The organism is Catalinimonas alkaloidigena (genome assembly GCF_900100765.1).
Taxonomy (GTDB): domain Bacteria; phylum Bacteroidota; class Bacteroidia; order Cytophagales; family Flexibacteraceae; genus Mooreia; species Mooreia alkaloidigena.
Genome location: NZ_FNFO01000016.1, coordinates 17588 through 40576 on the forward strand (window position 1 = coordinate 17588; position 22989 = coordinate 40576).

Genomic DNA, 22989 nt, shown 5'->3' on the forward strand with positions numbered 1-22989 from the left:
TAGATGCACTATTTTAAAAGAATGTAAAGAACAGAGGCCCTCCACCGAAAAATTGTAACCGACCACCTTAATTCGATGGAGAAAATAGGAATCGTACGGATGTAAGTTCTACGGGCAGGATCGCCTGGTTCGCGCATGACGGCGGGCTCATCCCGATGCTTTCAGAAAGGGGAGCACCAGCTGGGTGCCCGGCGTCGGCTGGTCTTCAGGGAGTGCCGAGGCTTCGGAAACCAGATTGGAGACAGAAAGGCCCAACAGCCGCACGTCGCGCTCCTGCAAATCGACCTCTTGTAGCAATCGGACGCCGGCCTGTGCGATGGCCGCGGCCGTGTGCAGGGGCGTCGTATCCGTGAAGCTGCGCGTCAGTTGTGTGAAGTCGCCGTAGCGTACCTTCAGCGTGAGGGTGCGCCCCCCACCGACGGTCGCTTCTTTGGCCTGCAAATGGTCCTCAATGCGTTCGGCGAGTTGCCCCAAGACCTCTTTCATGGCTTCCAGTTGGGTCAGGTTCTGGGAAAAAGTCCGTTCCGCACCCACCGATTTCCGAATGCGGTTCGGGTTAACAGGCCGCTCATCCACGCCGCGCACAATCTGGTAATAGAACTTGCCCACCTTGCCGAACCAGCGGGTCAGGTCGGCCTCCGTGCAGGCTTTCAGGTCGGCCCCGGTTCGGAGGTTCATCTGGTGGAGGCGGGCGGCCGTTACTTTTCCAATCCCGTGAAATTTTTCGACGGGCAAGGCCTCCAGAAACGATTCGGCTTCGGGTGGGGTGATGACGAACAGACCGTTGGGCTTGCGTTGGTCGGAGGCGATTTTTGCCAGGAACTTGTTATACGATACACCCGCTGAAGCGGTCAGGCCGGTGGTCTCGTGGATGCGCCGTTTGACTTCCTGGGCGACCAGCGTGGCCGAGCCCAGTTGCCACTTGTCGTTCGTAACGTCGAGGTACGCTTCGTCGAGCGAAAGCGGCTCCACCAGGTCGGCCGCCTCGTGAAAGATGGCGCGAATCTGTTGCGAAACGGCGCGGTATACTTCGAAGCGGGGTTTGACGAAAATCAGGTCGGGACACCGCCGGATGGCTTGCCACGACGGCATGGCCGAGCGCACACCGAATGGACGCGCTTCGTAGCTGGCCGTGGCGACTACGCCGCGCTGACTGCTGCCGCCCACCGCTACAGGCTTGCCCCGCAGGTGCGGATGGTCACGCTGTTCCACCGCGGCATAAAAAGCATCCATGTCAACGTGGATGATCTTGCGCATCATCCTCCAAAGTACGCAGAAACTGTTGGAATTGATCGGTATTGTACTGCGCCATGCCCGCGTGTCGCCAGCGAATTTCGCCGTCGGGAGAGATGACGTACGTGGTGGGAATGGAGTTCGAGGCGTAGGCGGCGGGCAACGATCCGGCGAGTCGGTATACGGGGAAGGTATAGCCTTTGCGTGCCAGAAAGCGCTCGGCCTTCGCACGGTCCTCGTCCAGGTCCACTAGCACAAAGACCACTTCGTCGCCCATCGTTTCGTAGAGTTGCTGAATGTCGGGCATTTCGGCGACGCAGGGCGGGCACCACGACGCCCAGAAGTTCAGAAAAATCGTTTTCCCGCGCCACTGTTGCAACGACGCGGCGGGCCCCCCGGCAAACGGTACGAGGGCCAGGTCATACGCCGCCGGGGCGGCTTCCTGTTCGGTCGTCGGGTTGAAAAGCCCGGTCGCCAGCACACCACGTTGCACAAATCCCTGCACCTCGGGCAACCAGCCCGACAGGTACAGCACCAGAATAACGGTCGGCAGCAGAAGCCAGTCCAGGAAAAAGCGAAGCGGTTTTTTACGAGTCATGCGCAAAAGTAACGAGCGCGCTGCCCTTCCTGTGTAACCTGGATGACATTTCAGGCATTGCCCACCACCACACTGCATGCGCGCTACGGCGCGTGTTGCGCCATCTTCCACCAGCAGGCCAGACGATCCACAAACCGGTCGGCCTTATCGTGATAGAGCCGTTTGCCCAGCGGATAGGCCAACTGACGCAACCGGGCCTGTTCCCGTTCGAGAATGCCCAGCAGCAGCTCGGCCGAAGCGTTGTCCTGGAAGGGGAGGGTTTCCGCCTGCACGCTTTGCTGCAACACCGCCAAATCGTGGTCGTCGCCCAGCCACGCGCCCAGCTGTTCCCACTGGTGCTGATAGGCCTTCATCACCGTAGGCCAGACCACACGCAACAGCCGGAACTGGTAGCCCAGGTACTTGGTGCGTTTGCGCCACTCGTGGAAGTCGGCGGCTTCGCCGGAGTCGTACGCTTGGGCCAGTGCCTTGCGTCCGCGCTGGTAAGTGCGAGCGATGTTCTCGGCCATGGCTCCGAACGATTCGTCCTGCCATTGCCAGCCGTTTACCAGCGTTTGTGCCGCCTGGAGGCGCGCCAGTGCTTCCGGGACCAGCTTGCCTGCCGTCAGGTGTTCGGTGGCTTTGTTGCGTTGGTAGTAGAGCGAGCGCCGCACGCGCGTAAAGGCTGCGCTGTGGAGGGACGTGCGGTAATGGGACCGCAACCGATTCAGGGTGTCGATCAGGGCAGTGATGTCACGGGTTTCCGACAACAGGGCGGCCGTATCGCGAAAGGAGGCGTTCGCCTGATGATAGGAGGCTTCTCCCAGTTCGGAGCGCACCAGGCGCGCGGCGGCCCGGGCCTTTTTCATGCACTTGCGGAGCGTGTGAACCGACTCATGCGGATCGTCGAGGTGCTGCAACGCAACCTGCGCTTTTCCCAGTTGCTCGGTCGTTACGCGCCGAATGGCCGTTGCCAGCGGTTCGTGTGGGTGGAAGCGATAACTCATAAGCGAAGCACCTTCCCTGAAGTTACGCAACGCTGAAATCCCTCGATAGAACACAAGCCACCGCACGAAAGTATAATCGAGTGCATTGGTTTGTTTTGGTATGTTTCAAGAGGATATTTGCTAGGTATTTTGATGCTATTTGCTTAATTTTGAAAGCTTAATTGCTGATTTTCTGTTGAAAGAAGTGTTGGTTTGTTTTGTATTGTAATGAACTTTTTATGAAGCTGGATCTCCAGGAGAAATTGCAAATTTTGGCCGATGCTGCGAAGTACGATGTCTCGTGCTCGTCGAGCGGAAGCAAGCGAAAAAACGAAGGCGGATTGGGCAACGCCACCGGTATGGGCATCTGCCACACGCACACGGAAGACGGCCGCTGTGTGTCGCTTCTCAAACTTCTGCTCACCAACCATTGCATTTACGATTGTGCCTACTGCGTGACGCGCCGGAGCAACGACGTGAAACGTGCCGCCTTTACGGTGCAGGAGGTCGTGGACCTGACCATCAACTTTTACCGCCGCAACTACATCGAAGGGCTGTTCCTGAGTTCGGGCATCTTCAAGAACGCCGATTACACGATGGAGCGGCTCGTGCGTGTGGCAAAAAAGCTGCGCGAAGAGCACAACTTCTCGGGCTACATCCACCTGAAGGGTATTCCCGGGGCCAGCGAGGAATTGTTGCGTCAGGCGGGGCAGTACGCCGACCGGGTGTCGATCAACATCGAAATGCCGACCGAGATGAGTCTGCAACAACTCGCGCCGGAGAAAAACCACCAGGACGTGTTTGTGCCGATGGATCACCTCAGAACGGGCATCCAGGAATTTAAGGAGGAGCGCAAAAAATCAACGAAAGCGCCGCTGTTTGCACCGGCAGGGCAATCGACGCAGATGGTAATCGGTGCAACACCCGAAAACGATCAGCAGATCCTGACCACCGCCGACTCGCTCTACAAGAAATTCGAATTGCGGCGCGTCTACTATTCGGGCTACGTACCCATTTCGGACGACGGCCGCCTGCCCGGCATCGGGACGCCCGTGCCGATGATCCGCGAAAACCGCCTCTACCAGGCCGACTGGCTGATGCGACTCTACGGCTTCCAGCTGGGCGAAATTGTCAGCGAACAATTTCCGCACCTCGACCTCGACGTCGATCCGAAGGTCTCGTGGGCGCTGCGCAACCGCGCCTTTTTTCCGGTCGATGTCAACACCGCCGACTACGCACTGATTCTGCGCGTGCCGGGCATCGGGCACCGGTCGGCGCAGCGGATTGTGGCGGCCCGCAAGTACCAGTCGCTACACCCCGAGCACCTGCGCAAGTTTGGCGTGGTCTGGAACCGCGCCCGCTTTTTCCTGACCGGCCCGGGCTCCGGATACGACGCCCGCGACTACGCCAGCGAGCGGCTCAAAGTCCGACTGCTGAGCGGCGGCTACAGCAAGTACCGCAACCTGTCGACCCAACTCACGCTGTTTGCGCAAAGCGCCTGAAGCCTCTTTCTTTTTCAACCTTAACCGGATACGATCATGATTTCTGCTCTTTATGACAATACGTTCGAAGGATTTCTGACCGGCATTTTCGAGTACTACGAACGGCGTTGGTCTCGCGTCCGCCTGGTGCCTACGCACCGGCATCAGCCCGATGTGTTCAGTTCTGTGTACCGCATCCAAACCGACGACGCCAAGGCGGCCCGGGTCTGGGAAGGGTTGAAGAAGCGCCTTTCGCCCGAAGCCCAGCAGCATTTTTATTACAGCTTTCTCTCGGAGAAGCCCGAACGCGAAGCGCAATTGCTCGACTACGCACAGCGGACTTTTGCCGACATGGGCTGGGTCGAGGAGCAGTACGGAGCCGTTTCGGTGCTGTGGGTGGCGCGGACCGGCCACCGCGTCTGGATCGAACAACACCGCATGGAGGCCTTCGTGCGCTTTGAAAAGACGGACGAAGGCCTGTTTTACGCCCACATCGAACCCGACTTCAACGTGCTGCCCATCATCGCGCCGCACTTCGTCGAGCGCTACGCCGACCAGGAATGGCTCATTTATGATGGACGCCGCCGCTATGGCCTCCACTTCGACCGGCAGGAGCTGCAGCGCATCGAATTCGAGCTGGAAGAGGGGGAGAGCCGACGCCTGTCGTACGAAGCGCAAGAGCCTGTCTACCAGCACCTCTGGAAAACCTACTTCGAGTCGGTTAACATTCCGGCCCGCCGCAACCTGAAACTCCACCGCCGCATGGTCCCGCAGCGGTACTGGCGTTTCCTCACCGAAAAGCAACCGGAACTCAGCCGCCCCAGGGCTATTCCAACCGCTCTGAAAGGGTAACTATCGCATCCGCGTCAGCGTGAATACATAATACGGTTTAGCGCTTGTACTTTCTGGCGAGAAAGCACAAGCGCTAAATGCGTTTAGGGGCCGGACCGACATGATACCACAGCCAAGATTCTGTAAAATGGACGCTTTTAGAAAGAAGCCAGCACGGGCCATAGTGCGTCCTTTGCAAGAAAAGAGAGAGACCTCTCAAACGTTGAAAGATTGTTTTTGTGGGTATTGCTTTTGAGTGATTTCGATAAGTAAGGAAATCGAACAGATTAATCTGGTCAAATCCGACAAAATGCACAATTTGCCGTAACAAATAATAGCCCATTTTTTTAGCCTTCTCGTGCCAATGCGCTAATCTGATCCGCCCTTAACAAAGGCAGCGCTATACCTTTTACAAAAGCCGGCATAGCGCAAACGTGTGGTTCAGATCGACTTCTGGTCGGCGTTGAACGAGCAACTAAGTTGCTATAACTTTTAAAATTTAACCATAACTCATAACCCATGAAAAGGGCGAAAAAACTACTCTTCTTCTTTTTGGCCGTCTCCTTCTGCCAGGTTGGCTATGCGCAGCTCAACCCCATAAAAAAGTTTGATTATTCTTTGGTGGAGGGGAAAAAGCTGTTGATTCCGAGCTTTGAGACCTCAGAAAAATACATCAAGCGGATGACTAAAAAAGGTCGGTTCGATAAAATTGAAGATGTACAGGAAAAGGTAAACTACTATAATACGATTTGGGAAGAGGCCATGTTGGAATCGTCGTACGACGCCACATCCTACGAAATCAAAGCGTTTGACTATCGTGAACTGGTAAAGCAGAAAGATCAGGAAGCCATCTTATTGCATTACTACATCGATAAATATAACAACTGGTCGGCCGTTCTGATGGTGACGGCACCCAAGCGGCAAACCATTGCCAGTGCGATCATCAACGGCTTGGATTTGAGTTCTAAAAACGATATCCGTTTGATGATCAACATGCTCAACGAGTCGTTGAACGCTGCGATACAACTTGAGCAAGAGGGCGATAAAAGCTACCGGGCGATGAAGAACAAATACAAGGAGCGCGTCGTGAACTTTTACGATCGTATTGAAGAAAAAACGTTTCTGGTGCCTAAAAGCACTCATAAAAATCCTGAGAAGGCGGCTGAACGAACCGCGGACTTAAAAGATGCTTTGAAGGCATGGCACTTGAGCGGAAGCGAACTCACCACGGAAGAAGGGATTGAAGAGAAGCGATTAGAGGGCGATGAAAAAAGTTTTTACTGGAGGGATTTTCCAATCTACACACAAAGCCCACTCATTACTTACCATTATAACGTGATCATCTCCACGAAGGACGATGTTGTACTCTTTGCTTTTCTGGGAAAAAAACGATTGAAACCCGAAACGCTGACCTTGATCGAGAACAAGATTGTCTCGAAAGCAACGAAATACAAGTCACAGCTCTCAAAGCTTTAAGTTTCGGTTGCATCCACATCATCGGGGGGCTTGTGCTGCAGGTGCAAGCCCCCCGATCGTGTATAGAACTGTGTAAATTCCCAAGAAGCTTTGGGGGGATTTGCCGGATGGGCGGGGATGGTTACCTTGTCTGCCGTGAACGTGCCGATGACTCTTGCGCTTACCATCTCCATCGTATTCTGGTCCTGGATTCTGGGGCGGTTGCTGAACGAACTCTTGCGCAAGCGAAGTGATTACCAACAGCTTGCTCACTGGGTTTTCCTACCCGGCAACCGACTGAACCGATGGATCGGCCTGGGCATTTTCAAATGGATCGTTGTCCATACCTTTTTTCGGTATCTGAATCAAAAGTTGACGCTGCCGGGCCGCCCTTCGCGTGAAGCATTAGAAGCCGTTCGAGAGGAAATGGTTTACTCGGAAATCAGCCACCTGATTGGATTTGGGTTGGTCGGTGTCGCCGTGCTTGTCAACGTCCTGTGTTTCGAACATCCGGCGTTAACATGGTCGTTATTGGTGACCAATGTGTTCATGAACTTGTATCCCGCGTTGCTGCAACAGCAGAACAAGCGGCGACTAATTGCAGCGCTATCCGCCACAAAAGCCTGATAGGTTTCAAACCAAACGGGCGTTCCGCCGTTTTACAGAGAGTAGTGTATGTAGCTACGTCTAATTTTTGACCTAACTCCTCGTAAAATGACTGTGATTAAAACAAAAAATCAATACGAAAAACAGAATCCCCTGACCCAATATCCGCGTCCGCCGTTTCCGAAACAGCCGCAGGAGCGTCCCGGCTCGGTCGACCTGATGGACCCGGCACCCGACCACGGCGAAGGCAGCTACCAGGGTTTTGGCCGCCTGAAGGGCCGCAAAGCACTGGTGACCGGCGGCGACTCGGGCATTGGCCGCGCGACCGTCATTGCCTACGCCCGCGAGGGCGCCGACATTGCGTTCAACTACCTGCCGAGCGAGGAAGCCAACGCGCAGGAAGTGGTAAAACTGATCGAAGCCGAGGGCCGCAAGGCCTTCCCGATTCCGGGCGACATTTCGGACGAAGCGTTCTGCAAAAAATTGGTGGAAGAGGCCGTGGAAAAGCTGGGCGGACTGGACATTCTGGTCAACAACGCCGGAAGGCAAACTGCACAAAAGTCGATTGCCGAGCTAACCACCGAGCAGTTCGACAACACGTTCAAAGTCAACGTATACGCCCTGTTTTGGATCAGTAAAGCGGCGTTGCCGCACATGGACGCCGGAGCAACCATCATCAACACGACGTCGATTCAAGCCTTCGATCCTTCCGAAATCCTGTTGGATTACGCCCAGACCAAAGCCTGCATTGTTGCGTTTACGAAAGCGCTGGCGAGTCAGGTCGCCGAAAAAGGCATTCGGGTCAATGCCGTGGCTCCCGGTCCGTTCTGGACGCCGCTGCAACCTTCGGGCGGGCAGCCGCAGGACAAGATCGAGAAATTCGGTTCCAGCACCCCGTTGGGTCGTCCCGGCCAACCTGCCGAAATCGCCCCGATGTACGTGTTGCTGGCCTCGCAGGAGTCGAGCTACATCACCGGCGAAGTGATGGGCGTGACGGGAGGTATGATGCCTTACTAAGCTAATGAGTTTGATAAAAGAAGCCCTCCGGAGCATCGTCGCTGCGGAGGGCTTTTTGCATTTACTTTTTCCGCAACTGGTACGTGCCGCCGCTTTCCGTCATAAAGTCGTAGGTCCAGCCTCCGCCGGGCACGTCGTCCGAGGGGGTACGGTACTGATTTTCCGGAAGTTGAAAAAAGGGATGAGGGTTTGTGCCTTCCGCCGCACGCAGCAGCGTTTTGCCCCGCAGCACCAGCGCATTGGGGACGCGAATGCGGCAATTGCCCCCGCCTTGCGACCGTACGGTGAGTGTTTCGATCTGCCCGTTTTTCCAGGTGAGGTCTACCTCGAAGCCCCCGCGGGTGCGCAGGCCGGTAACGCGCCCGCTGGACCAGGCATCGGGAAGGGCGGGGAGGAGGGTAAGCATCCCGTCGTGGCTTTGCAACAGCATTTCGGCGATGCCCGCCGTGCCCCCGAAGTTCCCGTCGATCTGAAACGGCGGATGCGCGTCCAGCAGGTTCGGGTACGTGCCGCCCCCATTGGCATAGTCGGTGCCTTCGGCACCGGTGAGTTTCAGTTGCTCGCGCAAAAGCTTGTAGGCGTGGTTGCCGTCGTGCAGGCGTGCCCAGAAGTTGATCTTCCAGCCTTTGCTCCAGCCGGTACCCCCGTCGCCCCGAAGTTCGAGCGTTTTGCGTGCTGCCTCGGCATAGTTCGGGGTGTGTAGGGGTGAGATTTCCCGGCCGGGGTGGAGGGCAAACAGGTGCGATACGTGGCGGTGTTGAGGGTCTTCGTCCTGCCAGTCTTTGTACCACTCCTGCAGGTTGCCGCGTTTCCCGATCTGAAGCGGGTACAGCCGCCGTTTGGCCTCCTGGAGCTTGCGCCGGAAACCAGGATCGTCGCCCAGCTTCTTCGAAGCTTCGATGGTGTTGGTCAGCACGTCCCAGACGATGGCCATGTCCATCGTCGTGGCAATGGAAACGGCCCCTTTCACACCCTGGTCGGTGATGAAGATGTTTTCGGGCGATGTCGAAGGGGCGGTGACCAGACGTCCGTCCGGGTCTTCTACCAGCCAGTCGAGGCAAAATTCGGCGGCGCCTTTCATGATCGGGTAAGCACGGTCGCGCAGGTACGCTTCGCTGCCCGTAAACTGGTAATGCTCCCACAGGTGCTGGCTGAGCCACGCGCCCCCCATAGCCCAGTTGGCCCAGTTCGGGTCTCCCTTGCCTAGGTCGCCTACGGGGTTGGAGGTCGCCCAGAGATCGGTGTTGTGGTGCGCCGTCCAGCCGTTGGCCCCGTAAAAGTTCCGGGCAGTTGCCCGACCGGTTTGTGCCAGCGTCGCCAGGAAATCGAGCAGCGGCTGGTGCAGTTCCGACAGGTTGGTGACCTCGGCGGGCCAGTAATTCATTTCCGTGTTGATGTTGATCGTATAATTGCTACTCCACGGCGGGCGCATGTGCGGATTCCAGATGCCCTGGAGGTTGGCCGGGGTCGCCGCCACACCCACGCGGGCGGGGCGCGAGCTGGAGATGAGCAGGTAGCGGCCGTACTGGAAATAAAGTACCTCCAGCGCAGGATCTTTACCGCCTTCGGTATAGCGCCGCAGCCGCTCCAACGTGGTAAAATCGACCGATGGACTGCCGTTGAGCGTCAGCGTCACTCGGTTAAAGTAAGGACGGTAGTCGCGCAGGTGTTGTTGTTCCAACTCGTCGAACGAGCGGCCGTTCGTGCGGTTCAGGTACCCTTGCACCAAGGCGGTCTCGTCTTTCCCCTCGCGGTCCGGACATTTGTCGAAACCGTTGAAGCTGGTGGCGGCCGACAGCACCAGCAACACTTCGGACGCCCCCGTTACCCGAATGCCCGCGGTGTCGGTCGTGACCGTCCCGTCGTGACGCTGGACACGCATTCGCAACGCGTAGCGCATGCCCCGGCAACCGGTCGGATCGTCCCATACGATGGGATCTTCGTTGTAATTCACGTAGTTGGGATCGGTGTGGGCGGGGGCTTTGCCGCGCATGGCCAGTTCCTGCGGACCGATCACCACGTTTGCGGAACGCAGCGGACTCCGGGTAGAGGCGGTGAAATTCAGCGCTCCGGGTCGGCTGGACCGCAGCCGCAGCACGAGGGCCTGAGCGGGGTATGAGACAAAGAGTTCGCGGGTATATTCTGTGCCGTCGACGGTGAAACGGGTCGTGGCCGTTGCGTTCGAAATGTTCAGGTCCCGGTAGTAGGCCGTGGGGCGGTTCAGGAACGACTGCCGAATCACCAGATCGCCCAGCGGTTCGTACGATTCCGTGTACTTCCCCTGCATTTTCTTCGTCAGCGCACTCGCTTTTTCGTAGTCGCCCGCGAAAAGGGCCTCGCGTATTTCGGGCAAATGCTGTGAGGCGCCGGGGTTCGGATCGGCGTCGACCGGACCACCCGACCACAGCGTCGCTTCGTTCAGTTGAATCCATTCTTCTTCCACCCCGCCGAACACCATTGCGCCCAGCCGACCGTTGCCGAGCGGCAACGCCTCGTTCCAGTTACGGGCGGGAGCGTTGTACCACAATTTCAGGTCGGGTTGGGCCAGCACCGACATGGAAACAAAGAGGGAGACCAGGCCAAAAAGCCACAGGCGGCGGGGTGGGACGTGCATAAGGGGTAGGGTAAAGGTCAGAATAGCCCGGCGGACGATGGACCGGAGGCTCGACAATGATACTCAGGTTTTGGGAAGGAAGGTCATGATTTTCAGCCCATTTGCCAAGCAATGGTTTGCTCAACGCGATTTGCGCGCGTGCGTATGAAGCAATATGAGCGAAGCAAAACCTTCTCTGGATGTGGTGACCGGCCCGGAGGCGTCGGCCCCCGTTGCCTGGTGGCAGCATGCCGTGGTGTACCAGATCTACCCCCGGTCGTTTCAGGACAGCAACGGCGATGGTGTGGGCGACCTGCCCGGCATTACGCAGCGCCTCGACTACCTGCGGTGGCTGGGCGTCGATGCGATCTGGATTTCTCCGATCTACCCCTCGCCGATGGCCGATTTCGGCTACGACGTCACGGACTACACCGGCATCGAGCCGATGTTTGGCACGTTACACGATTTCGACCACCTGGTCGAAGAGGCGCACCGGCGGCACCTGAAGGTCATCCTCGACTACGTTCCGAACCACACGTCGATCGAACATCCCTGGTTTCAGGAATCCCGGTCGAGTCGCGACCATCCCAAACGCGACTGGTACCTCTGGAAAGATCCCGGCGTGGAAACGTCCAACGTGGAAACGTCCGACGTGGAGACGTCCCGTCCGGACGGCGGCCCGCCAACCAACTGGGTGAGCAACTTCGGAGGACACGCGTGGTCGCTCGATCCGCAGACAGGGCAGTACTATTACCACGCTTACCTGCCCGAACAACCCGACCTGAACTGGCGAAATCCGGCGGTGCAGGAGGCGATGTTCGACGCGCTTCGTTTCTGGCTCGACCGGGGCGTGGATGGCTTTCGGGTGGATGCCTTGCGACAGATGATCAAGGACGACCAGTGGCGCGATAACCCGCCGAGCGACGAGGGCCCCACGAGCCAAAACCCGTACGACGCGCTGAAACCTCTTTACACGACCGACCGTCCCGAGGTGATGGACCTGGTCCGGAAGATGCGCCGGATTCTGGACGAATACGGGGCGCGTACGGGCATGCCCCGTGTGTTGATCGGTGAGTTGTACCTGCGGATCGAGCGGCTGGTGGCTTACTATGGTGAAGACGGCGAGGGATGCCAGCTCCCGTTCAATTTTCACCTGATCTCTACGCCCTGGAAAGCGCCCGTCATCGCCGACCTGATCCAACGGTACGAAGCCGCCCTGCCGCCGCACGGATGGCCCAACTGGGTTCTGGGCAACCACGACCAGCACCGGCTCGCCACCCGCCTCGGAGCCGCGCAGACGCGCATTGCAGCCATGCTGCTGCTGACCCTACGCGGTACGCCCACGCTCTACTACGGCGACGAAATCGGGATGCCCGACGTGCCCATTCCCGAGGGGCGGGTACAGGACCCGTGGGAAAAGCGGGTGCCCGGTCGGGGGCTGGGGCGCGACCCGGAACGCACGCCGATGCAGTGGGACAACACCAAAGGAGCGGGCTTCACCACGGAGGTACCCTGGCTGCCCCTCGCCGATGACTTCGAACAGCGGAACGTTGCGGTCCAGCGAAAAGACCATGACTCCATTTTGTCGCTCTACCACCGGCTGATTCAGCTCCGTCGTCGTACGTCGGCACTCCACCGCGGCGCATACGATTGGGTCAAAAGCCAGGGGCACGTCTTGGCCTACCAACGTTCTGCCGAAGACCAGGCCTATCTGATTGTCCTGAACCTGGGCGATCAGCCCGCCGCCTGGAATGTAGAAGGAACCGGAAAAGTCGCAGTCGGTACGCACCGGCAGCGGGAAGGGGAGGGCTTCTCCGGGACGGTTACCCTCGCTCCCAACGAAGGCGTTGTGGTGCGGATGGGATAGGGTGATGAAATTTGATGCCAGGTGATAAAAGATCTGGCACCGCACCCGGCTCCCGTTGGTCGAGATGACATAGACCCTGTCATCTCGACCAACGGGAGAGAGCTCCAGTCTGTAGAGGGGACTGATTCCGATCTCAGTCCGTTACTTCTTCTTACTCAGATCCTTAATGCGGATGTTCCGGAAGTAGACCACGGAGCCGTGGCCCAGGAAGCCGATGTGGCCTTTGTCGTTTTTCAACCCCGGATGGTCTTTATGGTCCAGCGTGCCGTTTTTCCGGGCGTTGGCGATGTCGCCGTCCAGAATCGTGGTGCCGTTCAGCACGATCTTGATTTTCGTCCCTTTCACCGTGACCTCCTCTTCGTTCCATTCACCGACGGGTTTTAAGTAGCCGCGCTTGGCGGGGATGACGCCGTAGACGGAACCGTGGTACTGGTACTCGTGCAGGTTTTTGTAGATGTCGGCGGTATTGTCCAGAATCTGCAGTTCCATCCCGACGTAGGCCGCGTCGCCTTCCAGCGGGGTGCGGATGCCCAGGCCGTTGTTGGCGCCCGGCGTCAGCTTGAACTCGAACCGGAATACAAAATCGCTGTATTCTTCTTTCGTGTAAAGGTTGCCGCCGCTGCCTTCGCTGGGTTTCACCACCATCACACCGTCTTCGATCACGTAATCCTGCGTGTTGCCGGTCCACGCGTACATGTTGGTGCCGTCGAACAGGACCTTATAGCCTTCTTTTTTCTCCTGCGCGCTCAGTTCGAACGGCTCCTGACGCGGCAATTCGCGGAGGTAAATGTTGCGGTAGCCGATGCGGGAACCGTGCGCCTGCAGCTCGATCTGTTCGGTAGGAAAGATGGGCTGGTTCCGGTCCCAGTAGTTTTCCAGAATCACGTTGTCGGTCACCAACTCGCCGTTGAGGTAGACCGTCACCCGGTCGCCCTGCATCAGGATGCGGAAGTGGTTCCACTCGCCGAGCGGGTTGTCCGCGACTTTCAGGGGCTTGCTCGGGTGAACCTGGTTGTTGTACAAACCGCCGGAGCCGACTTGTGCGCCCACGTTGGTGCGGGACGTATCCCAGATCTGTACCTGCGGTGCCCCGCGGAGGTAGATGCCCGCGTCGCCGTCGCCTTTGCCGTCGTCGTAAATCTTCCAGTCGACCAACATTTCAAAGTCGCCGTACTGTTTGATGGTCGCCAGGTTGTTGCCATGTCCGGTGAACAGAAGTTCGCCGTTGTCGAGCACCTGCCAGCCGTCGCGCATTTCCTGATCGGCCGCGGCCTGTTTTTCTGCCAGTTCGGCGGGTTTCATGTTGGCCCGGGCGATGGGATTTTCTACCAGTCCTTTCCAGCCCGTCAGGTCTTTGCCGTTGAACAGCGCCACGAACCCTTCGCCTGCCGGCATTTCGGCAAGGTGTTTCCGGATGGCCTCTTTCTCGTAGTCGCTGTCGCCACCCTGCATCACCTGCATCGTTTTCTGCAACAATTGCCGCACCAGATCGCCCTGAAAATCAGGATTCGCCAGGGCAATGCGCACCACGGCCTGTGCCGCGGCCTGGCGTACGGCGGGGTCGTCCAGGTACTGGCCCGCGAACGGCAGGGCGGGGAACGTACGATTCCGTGCCGTTTCGTTCAGAATCAGCTGTTTCTGTTCCGGCGTCTGCGCCAGGGCCATCGCGTTGCGCAGCATCAGAAGTTTTTGGGCATCGGGGGCCGTCGACCGTTGGATCATGCCGACGTAGCCGCGCAGCGCTTCGTCGAGGTACGCCTTGTTTTCCGACTGCCGACCGAGGTCGTACAGGGCTGCCGTAGCCCCGACGTCCGACCAGTGGGCCAGTGCCGCCACGGCCGCCCGTTTGGTGGCGTCATCGCCGTTCGCGAATCCGGTCGTCACCGCATCGAGGGCTTCGTCGCCCCCCAGTGCGGCCAGAATGGCGAAATAATCGGCTTGCTTTCCGGCGGGGGCGTTTTCCATGGCCTGTAGCACTTGCGCCACACGTGTGGATGAATCAGGCATGGCTTCTACAGAGGCGACTACCGCCTGTTGCAGTGCGGCGACTTCCGAAGCGGGCGTGGTCTGGTTCAGTTGCGCGACCAGTGTCGGAAAATCGTTGGCGGTGGCCATCGGTGCCAGGGCCCGGAGGGCGGCCATCCGCACGGTAGTGTCGGAGGCAGAGACGTAAGCGAAAACGTCGTTGATTTTGCCGGGGGTGGCGCGGGCGCCCACCACGGACAACAAGGCCGCCTGTGCCGGGGCGGGCAGCTTCGGCAATGCCTCTACGATCTGGTCCGACAAGCCCTCGCCGGGCATCAGCCGCAGCGCATCGGCCACCGCCTGGATTTGTGTCGGCGTGCCTTTCTTCATGACTTTGAGTAGGTCCGGCAACGCGTCCAGCTTTCCCAACCGTCCGGCGGCACCGATGGCCGCGCGTTGCACCGCTTCGTCTTTCGATTTCAGGGACTTCAGGGCGATGGGTAGGGCATCTGTCGCGTCGTTTTTTTCGAGCATCGTCAGGATAGCCGCTTGGGCGTCGGGTTGTGCTTTTTTCAGCGCAGCGATCCACTGCGCCGACGTGGCCCGTGCGTAGGGCATGGCAAATTGCAGGGCTGCCGCGCGGTATTCCGGATGGGTGTCCTGCGCGGCCGCGACCAGCAGGGGAACGCTTTGTGCGCCTTTCAGTTCGGTCAGGAGACGGAGCGCCGCCGTGCGGGTATGGATCTGGTTTTCGGTAGCACGTCCCACCAGCGTTTGCGCCAGCTTTTCGGCGTGGGCGGTTTGGCCTTCTTCCGCCAGTCGTGCGGCATAGCGCAACAGGGCGGCCGTTGCTTCGTCGTCGGCGTAGGTAAAGACCTCTTTTTCGGCGGCGGGCAACAGAACACTTTCCGATGCCGGATCGGCGATGTTCGCCAGGGCAGAAAGCGCCAGTTTGCGCAGCGTCACGTCCTGGCTTTTGGCGAGTGGCGTGAGGGTGGCCACGGCTTCGGTTGCGCGGGCGTCGCCCAGGGCTTCGACCAGCGACAACTGGCACGTGCCCCGCGCCGTTTGCAGCGCGTTCAGCAAGGCTTGTTTGGCGGCAGACGTCTGAATCGTGGTGAGTGCGCGCGCCGCCGGACCGCACAGGGCGTCGTTTTGCAGGTAGGTTTGCAGGCAGGGCACGGCGTCGTCTTTGCCGACCACCTGCAGTTGCCGGATTAAGAATGCCCGGTTTTCGTCGTGCGCCACCTGCCCCAGTGCTTGGCAGTACGCCTGCACGCTCATGGCGCGCCAGGTTTCGTGGCCGGGTTGCGTCACATACGCCGAAAAGCCTCCCAGGGCATATTCCAGCGCGGTGTTATCGCCCTGGCCCGGAGGTGACAGCAAAAGCGTCATTTCCACCAAACCGTCGGCCTGGAGGGCGGCCATGTCCTGCATATGAGCGTCCAGTTCCTGGGCATTTTCGGCGGGGAACTGCGCCAGCAGGTCGGCAATCTTGGTGGTACGGGTGCGTTGGTCGGTCTGGGCAAACAGGGCCGAACCGGAAATCAGGAAGAAGAAAAGGAAGTTCCAGAAAAATCGTTTCAACATGGTCGGGGATAGGTGTGGGAGAAGAAATGAAGCGACTAGACCATGGTCCAGCCGGCGCGCATGGGTGGGTTGATGAGGCGGTTGGCACCGGCATCGTCGACAAACTCCTGTTTGATGGGATCGAATTTCAGCGAACGGTTGAGGCGCAGCGCCACGATGCCCATGTTGACGAGCGTGCTGGACCGGTAGCCGTTGGCTTCGTTCAGGGCAAACTTCTGCCGGTTTTTGACAGCCTCCACAAAGTCGGTGACCTGCGGCTCCGGATCGGGGAACGCGGCGAGTTTCTTTTGCAGATCGGGAATGTCGGAACGGAATCCGGGGTAGAGTTTACCCTTTGGTCCTTCGATGTAGGGAACTCCCTCTTGCGAGCCGTCGCCGTCCAGCACAATCTTGCAGCCGTCCTTGTACGTGTAGGTGATGCGCCGCCAGGTGCCGACCGCGTCGGGGTGCTGCTGTGGGGCGTCGATCTCGACCGAAATCGGGCTGTCTTCGTCTTTTCCCAGGAAGTACTGAATCGGGTCGAGGTAGTGCTGGCCCATGTCGCCGAGGCCGCCGCCGTCGTAATCCCAGTAGCCCCGGAAGGTCTGATGCACGCGGTGCGGGTTGTACGGCTTGATCGGGGCCGGTCCCAGCCAGAGGTCGTAGTCGAGTTCTTTCGGCACCGTTTCCGTCGGTAAGTTCGTCTGGCCGACCCAGTAGAATTTCCAGTCGAAGCCCGTATGGCGACTCACCGTCACGGTCAGGGGCCAGCCCAGCAACCCGCTCTCTACCAGCTTTTTGATCGGTTTGACGGGCGTGCGCATCCCGTAAAAAATGTCTTCGAACCGGAACCACGTGTTCAGCCGGAAAATCCGTCCGTGCTGCTGTACCGCTTCCACCACACGCTTGCCTTCGCCAATGGTCCGCGTCATGGGCTTCTCACACCAGATGTCTTTTCCTGCCCGGGCCGCGTCGGCGGCCATCAGGCCGTGCCAGTGGGGCGGCGTGGCGATGTGGACGATGTCGACTTCAGGCAGTTGGATCAGTTCGCGGTAGTCGTGGAACGTCTTGACGCCCTTGCCGACGCGGTCGACGGCCTGTTGCAGGTGGTTGCGGTCCACGTCGCAAAGGGCCACGACCCGCGTGCCGCCGTAGGGAATGTGGCCCAGGCCCATGCCGCCGACCCCGATGATGCCTTTGGTCAGTTGGTCGCTGGGGGGGAGGTAGCCGCGGCCGCCCAGCACAAACCGGGGGACGATGGTGAAGGCCGCCGCGCCCACGACCGATTTTTTAAGAAAGTCGCGACGTGACGTTTTCGTAGAAGGTGTTGTCATGAAAGGAAGGAATGATGGAGGTGGGGTAAATGTAAGGAGCTTCCGGCAGATGCAATAGCATAGCGGGAAGCAAAATTGGCGGGTAATCAATGCTGAAGCTTAGCCTCGAATCGAATCTAGCCTCTCGCAATCGGATCAGGGGCTACACAAACGAATAGTCTTTGTCTACTTCGTGATGAATGTTGATGTTATTAAACAATACAGGGAAAGTATAGTTTATGCAGAAATACATGTTCAAGTGCGTGATCAGGATAATTGCCCTCGCTGGGTTGGCAAGCTGCGGACACGCTGATTACAACCTGACACACGACTGCCTTACCACGGAGGCTAATAAAATGAACAATGGTTTCTGGATCAGCGAGATGGAGCCACGTACTTTCTACGAAGAAGAATATCCGAAGTCGTACAAACCAATTTCGTCTGTACACTTCGGTGCATCTTCTTATCGTAAAGAGCCTTTAAAACAAGTCTGTTTTAAGGAGCCATTGGAAGGATACAACTGGATTTTAATAGAGCGTGGGCTGAAAAGTGACACAATGCCCCTAAATTTCCGACCGCATGGCTGGTATCTGCTTAGCTCCCTTGAAGTATTAAAAGGCGAAAATTATGAAATCTATTTTACTTTCGACGAGGCACTTCAGGTTTCTATGTATAGGGAGCCAATCCCATCCAATTTTTAACAAGAGAGAGGCTGCGATTGCTTAACTTCAAGCAAAGCGGATGAAGGTGCCGTTTTCACTAAAGATCGGCTGCTCTATTTTTTGCGTAATATGAACCCTCCCCAAGGCATTGTGTTTTTCGATGGCGTCTGCAACTTTTGCAACAGTGCGGTGCTGTTTGTCTTTGATACCAACACGGCCCGAAACCTGCGGTACGCCTCCCTGCAATCCGAGTTTGCGCAGACGTTTATCCCGCCGCACCTCTACCGGGCGGATGATTTTGATACCATGCTGTACTACGAAGGCGGGAAGTTTTACGACCGCTCCTCGGCCGTGTTGAAGATCGCGGAGCATCTCAAATTTCCCTACCGTTGGGCCGCCGTCTTCCGCGTGATTCCCAAAGCCTGGCGCGACCCGATCTACCGACTGATCGCGAAAAACCGCCACGCGCTAACGAGGAAAAATACGTGCCGGTTGATGACGTCGGAAGAGAAGCAATACTTTCTCAAAAGTCGCCACGATGCGCTTGGTGGTTAACACCCAAAACCGACTCACTCCTCCCGCAAACTTTCGGTGGGGTTGGTCGCGACGCTGCGGAGGGTTTGCAGCGTGACGGTGGCCAGCAATAGCGCTGCGATCAGCGCTAGCGTGAGGACGTAGGGAAACAGGGGCATGTCGATGCGGTAGGCGAAGTTTTCGAGCCACCGGCGCACGGCCCAGTAACTCAGGGGCACCGCCACGATGCCGCCGACCAGCAGTACCCACAGGTACTCGCGGCTGATGAGTCGGATGAGGGCCGCCATGTCGGCACCGAGGATGCGTCGGATGGCGAGCTCTTTCGTGCGGGTGCGCAGCGAGTAGGCGATCAGGCTGAACAAACCCAGAAACGCAATGAATAGCGCCAACCCACTGAACACGTAGAGCAACTGCACCTGAATACGTTCGCCTTTGTAGAGCGCTTCGTAGAGGTCATCCAGAAAGTGGTATTCCATCGGGTAGGTGGGAAACTGCTGATCCCATACATCCTGGAGGGCCGCCAGCGTCCGGGGGAGGTTTTGCGTTTCTACCTTGATCAGAAAGGTCCGCAGCCAGAGGGGCTCAAATACCAGCACCGTTGGATCGACTTTGTTTTTGAGCGTTTCCTGGTTGAAGTCTTTTACTACGCCGGTGATGGGACCGGGCGCCAGTTGGTAGGCACCGTTCGACCAGTAGATCTGCTGACCCAAGGCCTCGTCCGGCGTTTGCCAGCCCAGGAGCCGCATGCCCGTTTCGTTGATGAGGTACGTACGGGGACGCGTACGCAGGTACTGTTCCACCGGATTTTCTGCCGTAAAAGCGGGTACTGGCTCGAAAGGAGCCTCGTGGGTACGGTCTTCTCCCGCCAGCAACGTTACTTCCAGCACATCGGTAAAACCGGGGGCTATCACCTGAATGTCGAACGCCGGGGCCGTGGCCGGATCGGTGCCGTGTACGACCAGCGAGCCGACATCGCGAATTTCGCGCGACGGCACTTCCATGCAGGCCGTTACGCCCAGTACGCCCGGCTGTGACGCAATCGCTTCCTTGAAAGCGGGGTAACCGCTGGTGACGTGGTCGGGCAGATTGGGCATAGCAATGATCTGTTCTTTGGTGAGGCCCAGGTTCTTTTCTTGCAAAAATTGAAACTGCCGGTACGCCACAAACGCACTGCCGATCAACAAGATGGAAGCGATAAACTGAACGGTGACCATGACGCGCTTCACCTGAAAGGCCCCTTGCCGGCGTCCGGGGCGCACTTTTCCCAGTTTGATGATGTCCACCGACCGGAACGAGGCCAGCATCCACGCCGGGTACAAGCCTGCCAGCAGGCCGCTGCCCACCGCAATGCCGACAAGCCCACCAACCAGCAACCCGCCGTGCATGAGGAACTCAGCGCCCGTCAGGGCTTGGAAGGCCGGGAAAAGGCGCCAGGCCAGCAGGCCACCGAGTATGGCCCCCAGCAGGTTGTAGCCCATCGCTTCCGTAAGGGAGTCGAGCAGCACTTGCCGCCGCCCGGCCCCCAGCACGGTGCGGACGCCCATTTCTTTGGCCCTGCCCAGCGAAAGCGCACTGCTGAGGTTCACGAAGTTGATCAGCGCAATCAGCAGAATAAATCCGCCCACCCACCAGAAAATCTGCACGTAAAGGGCATTGCCGTTCGGCACGATTTCGCGCGCCACGTTGGAGTGAAGGTGAATGTCGGGGAGGTGTTGAAATACGAACGACACGTTTCCGCTCTCCTGCGCCGGGGCGTGCTGCCGGAAAAACTCCGGCAGTTGGGCATCGATGGCCCGAATGTCCGCGTCGCGGTGCAACAGCGTGTAGACATACGCCCAGCCCGCGCGCTCGGTCGAATCCTGAAACGAAATGAGCATGTCGACCGGCAGGTGCGTGTCGGAGGGCAGGTCTTCCATCACGCCTTTCACCGTGTAGGTCGTCTCTTCGGGATTCCAGGAGCCCACCATTGCCAGTTCCTGGCCCACCACGTCGGCCGTGCCGAAGTACGTGCGGGCCAGGGACGCACTCAGCACCACCGTACGCGGTTCGACAAGGGCGGTCGCGGAATGGCCGCGAAGGAGCGGAAAATCAAAGACGTCGAATACGTTGGCATCGGTCACGTACGCGTGCTCGGGCCGAAATTTCTGGTCGCCGATGCGCACGTATTTCTGCTCGAAGTTCTGAAAACGGACCTGCGCCTCGATGTCAGGAAAGGCATCGGGCAACTGGTTGACGTACGGTGCGGGCACCCGGGCAAAATGGGACACAAATCCATCGTCGCCCGTGAAGCGGTACGTCACCCGGTAGATGCGGTCGCGTCGGCTGTGAAAATGCTCGAAATTCGATTCGTAGTGGAGGTAAATGCCGATCAGCGTCACCGCCGCAAACCCAATGGCGAGTCCCAGGGTGTTGAGCGTGGCATACAGGGCGTTGCGCCGAAAATGGCGTAGGTGTACGAACAAGCTGTGGAAGAACAGAGCGCGCGACATAGAAGCGGAGGGTAAGGTACCAGGGTGACCTGAAGCGATCGTACCAAAGATAAGCGGCTAGGCCTTTCCCAAACGTTAACGGAACGTTAATGGCCTTTGGAGACGGTACGGCGTGCTGAACCAGCCAGGCAACAGGATAACGCGCTCAGCATATTGCCGACTAGGAATGCGATGAAGACAGATGCTACAGGTAAGCATCTACAACCTGGAAAATTCTCCGTGCGGGTAGAGCGAGGGCGTTGCGCGCATTGGGCAAGCAAACGCTGTTGTATACGTAGCCATGAACCGTCGCAGGTTTGGATACCCAGGGAATTGAGACCGCGTCGGGCGTGAAACAAATTGCGCGGAGGGGAGTTATAGGTTGCACGTATCCGGTCATGCCCCACCCTTGAGCGACCGGCCATTTTTTAAGCTTCTAACTTTTTCAACGCATGAGCACAATCGATTCGCAGGTGGAGCAATGGCTTCGCCGTTCTTTCTCCCGTAAAACCTTTATTCAGACGGCCGGTCGTGGCCTGGCTGCCGGCGCGCTGGGAAGCGTGGTCGGAGCCTGTTCGGCCGGGCAACAGGCCTTGCGGGGGGCGGGGGCGGTCCCCAATTTGCCCCCTGAGTCGCCTCCGGCGCAGATTCCCCCGCAGGTAGACGAACCCATCCGACTGGAAACGTGGAAGTCGGACGCAGATCGGCAGTCGCCCCCGACGCCCTCGCCGTTGCCGCCCGATCAGCGGGTAGGGTATGCGTTGGTCGGGTTGGGTCACCTGACGCTGGAAGAGCTGCTGCCGGCCTTTGGCGAATGTGCCAGGTCGAAACCGGTGGCGCTGGTGAGTGGCAGCCCCGAAAAGATGCAGCGTGTCGCGCAGCAGTACGGCATCAAGCCCGAAAACTGCTACAATTACGAAACGTACGACCAACTGAAGGACAATCCCGAGGTGCAGGCAATCTACATCGTGCTGCCCAACGGCATGCACGCCGAGTACACCATCCGGGGCGCGGAGGCGGGTAAGCACATCTTGTGTGAGAAGCCGATGGCCAACACGCCGGAAGAGTGCGAGGCGATGATCGCGGCCTGCCAGCGGGCGCAGCGCCTGTTGATGGTGGCTTACCGGATTCAGTACGAAGCCACCAACCGGCTGGTACGCGACCTGGTGCGGAATCAACACTACGGCAAGGTGAAGTACATCGAGGCGTTCAACGGACAAAGCTCGGCCAATCCCGACCACTGGCGGCACAAAATCGCGCTGGCGGGGGGTGGCGCCCTGCCCGACATCGGGCTGTACTGCCTTAACACAATACGCTTTCTGCTGGGCGAAGAACCTACCGAAGTGTTCGCCTACCAGTACAGCACGCCGGGCGATCCGCTGTTCCGCGAGGTGGAAGAGATGGTGTCGTGGCAGATGCGCTTTCCGAGCGGACTCGTGACCAACTCGGCCACGCATTACCAGGCGCACGAATCGCGTCGCTACCGCGTGATGGCCGAACGGGGTTGGATGAACATGGACGCGGCGTTTGCCTACCAGGGGCAGCAGTTGGCGATCTCCTACGCAGAGGGCCAGCAGGAGCGTACCGAGGAGGTGCAGTTGCCCGTCAAAAACCAGTTTGCCGCCGAAATCGACCATTTCTCGACCTGCATTCTGGAAGGAAAGCGCCCTTACACACCGGGCGAAGAGGGCCTGCAGGACCACCGCATCATGGCCGCGATCTACCAGTCGGCGCGCGAAGGACGGCCCGTCGCGCTACCCCACATCGAAGGCAAAGACCGATTCCGTGGCGAAGATCCGAAGGCATTGTAATGGAGGAAAGTAAGGCAGGCG

At 58.5% G+C, this 22989-nt stretch carries 16 protein-coding genes; 9 read left to right on the forward strand and 7 right to left on the reverse strand.

What is annotated here, in order from left to right:
• Positions 1 to 147: 147 nt before the first annotated feature.
• From dinB to BLR44_RS26650, 3 genes are all read right to left on the reverse strand, one after another.
• Entirely contained in the window at positions 148 to 1260 is a 1113-nt protein-coding gene (gene dinB, locus BLR44_RS26640) for a DNA polymerase IV (protein WP_218127206.1), read from the reverse strand.
• Positions 1235 to 1831, reverse strand: a complete 597-nt coding sequence (locus tag BLR44_RS26645) for a TlpA family protein disulfide reductase (protein WP_089688227.1) — start codon at positions 1829 to 1831, stop codon at positions 1235 to 1237. Before BLR44_RS26645 ends, dinB begins: the two co-directional genes overlap by 26 nt.
• An 83-nt stretch (positions 1832 to 1914) precedes the next feature.
• Positions 1915 to 2817 carry a CHAD domain-containing protein gene (locus BLR44_RS26650; protein ID WP_089688229.1) on the reverse strand — a complete coding sequence of 301 codons (903 nt, stop codon included), beginning with the start codon at positions 2815 to 2817 and terminating at the stop codon, positions 1915 to 1917.
• Positions 2818 to 3035: 218 nt separating this feature from the next.
• Here BLR44_RS26650 and BLR44_RS26655 point away from each other — a divergent pair, with 218 nt between their 5' ends.
• The 5 genes from BLR44_RS26655 (at position 3036) to BLR44_RS26675 (ending at position 8186) form a co-directional block, all read left to right on the forward strand.
• Complete coding sequence (locus BLR44_RS26655) at positions 3036 to 4298, forward strand: putative DNA modification/repair radical SAM protein (RefSeq protein WP_089688231.1); 1263 nt, start codon at positions 3036 to 3038, stop codon at positions 4296 to 4298.
• A 36-nt stretch (positions 4299 to 4334) separates the two neighbouring features.
• Positions 4335 to 5129: a TIGR03915 family putative DNA repair protein gene (locus tag BLR44_RS26660; protein ID WP_089688233.1), complete on the forward strand. Its 795-nt coding sequence runs from the start codon at positions 4335 to 4337 to the stop codon at positions 5127 to 5129.
• A 498-nt stretch (positions 5130 to 5627) separates the two neighbouring features.
• Positions 5628 to 6584, forward strand: a complete 957-nt coding sequence (locus BLR44_RS26665) for a hypothetical protein (RefSeq protein ID WP_089688235.1) — start codon at positions 5628 to 5630, stop codon at positions 6582 to 6584.
• 90 nt (positions 6585 to 6674) lie between these two features.
• Positions 6675 to 7190 (forward strand): glycosyl-4,4'-diaponeurosporenoate acyltransferase CrtO family protein, encoded by a 516-nt coding sequence (locus BLR44_RS26670; RefSeq protein ID WP_218127207.1) that lies wholly within the window; start codon positions 6675 to 6677, stop codon positions 7188 to 7190.
• Positions 7191 to 7277: 87 nt separating this feature from the next.
• Complete coding sequence (locus BLR44_RS26675; RefSeq protein ID WP_218127208.1) at positions 7278 to 8186, forward strand: SDR family oxidoreductase; 909 nt, start codon at positions 7278 to 7280, stop codon at positions 8184 to 8186.
• Between the two features lie 61 nt (positions 8187 to 8247).
• On the opposite strand, the gene BLR44_RS26680 is transcribed toward BLR44_RS26675, so the two are convergent.
• Complete coding sequence (locus tag BLR44_RS26680; RefSeq protein WP_089688315.1) at positions 8248 to 10800, reverse strand: glycoside hydrolase family 95 protein; 2553 nt, start codon at positions 10798 to 10800, stop codon at positions 8248 to 8250.
• A gap of 154 nt (positions 10801 to 10954) precedes the next feature.
• On the opposite strand from BLR44_RS26680, the gene BLR44_RS26685 reads away from it, so the two are divergent.
• Positions 10955 to 12646 (forward strand): alpha-amylase family glycosyl hydrolase, encoded by a 1692-nt coding sequence (locus tag BLR44_RS26685; RefSeq protein WP_089688237.1) that lies wholly within the window; start codon positions 10955 to 10957, stop codon positions 12644 to 12646.
• 141 nt (positions 12647 to 12787) lie between these two features.
• On the opposite strand, the gene BLR44_RS26690 is transcribed toward BLR44_RS26685, so the two are convergent.
• Entirely contained in the window at positions 12788 to 16201 is a 3414-nt protein-coding gene (locus BLR44_RS26690; RefSeq protein WP_089688239.1) for a DUF1080 domain-containing protein, read from the reverse strand.
• Between the two features lie 35 nt (positions 16202 to 16236).
• Positions 16237 to 17514 (reverse strand): Gfo/Idh/MocA family oxidoreductase, encoded by a 1278-nt coding sequence (locus tag BLR44_RS26695; protein WP_089688241.1) that lies wholly within the window; start codon positions 17512 to 17514, stop codon positions 16237 to 16239.
• Positions 17515 to 17732: 218 nt separating this feature from the next.
• Between BLR44_RS26695 and BLR44_RS26700 the strand changes: the two genes are divergently transcribed.
• Complete coding sequence (locus BLR44_RS26700; RefSeq protein ID WP_089688244.1) at positions 17733 to 18194, forward strand: hypothetical protein; 462 nt, start codon at positions 17733 to 17735, stop codon at positions 18192 to 18194.
• 90 nt (positions 18195 to 18284) lie between these two features.
• Positions 18285 to 18710, forward strand: coding sequence for a thiol-disulfide oxidoreductase DCC family protein (locus BLR44_RS26705; RefSeq protein ID WP_089688246.1), 426 nt, complete (start codon positions 18285 to 18287; stop codon positions 18708 to 18710).
• A gap of 14 nt (positions 18711 to 18724) precedes the next feature.
• Here BLR44_RS26705 and BLR44_RS26710 read toward each other — a convergent pair whose 3' ends face one another.
• Positions 18725 to 21178 (reverse strand): ABC transporter permease, encoded by a 2454-nt coding sequence (locus BLR44_RS26710; RefSeq protein ID WP_089688248.1) that lies wholly within the window; start codon positions 21176 to 21178, stop codon positions 18725 to 18727.
• 431 nt (positions 21179 to 21609) lie between these two features.
• Between BLR44_RS26710 and BLR44_RS26715 the strand changes: the two genes are divergently transcribed.
• Positions 21610 to 22968, forward strand: a complete 1359-nt coding sequence (locus BLR44_RS26715; protein WP_089688250.1) for a Gfo/Idh/MocA family protein — start codon at positions 21610 to 21612, stop codon at positions 22966 to 22968.
• The last annotated feature ends 21 nt before the right edge of the window (positions 22969 to 22989 follow it).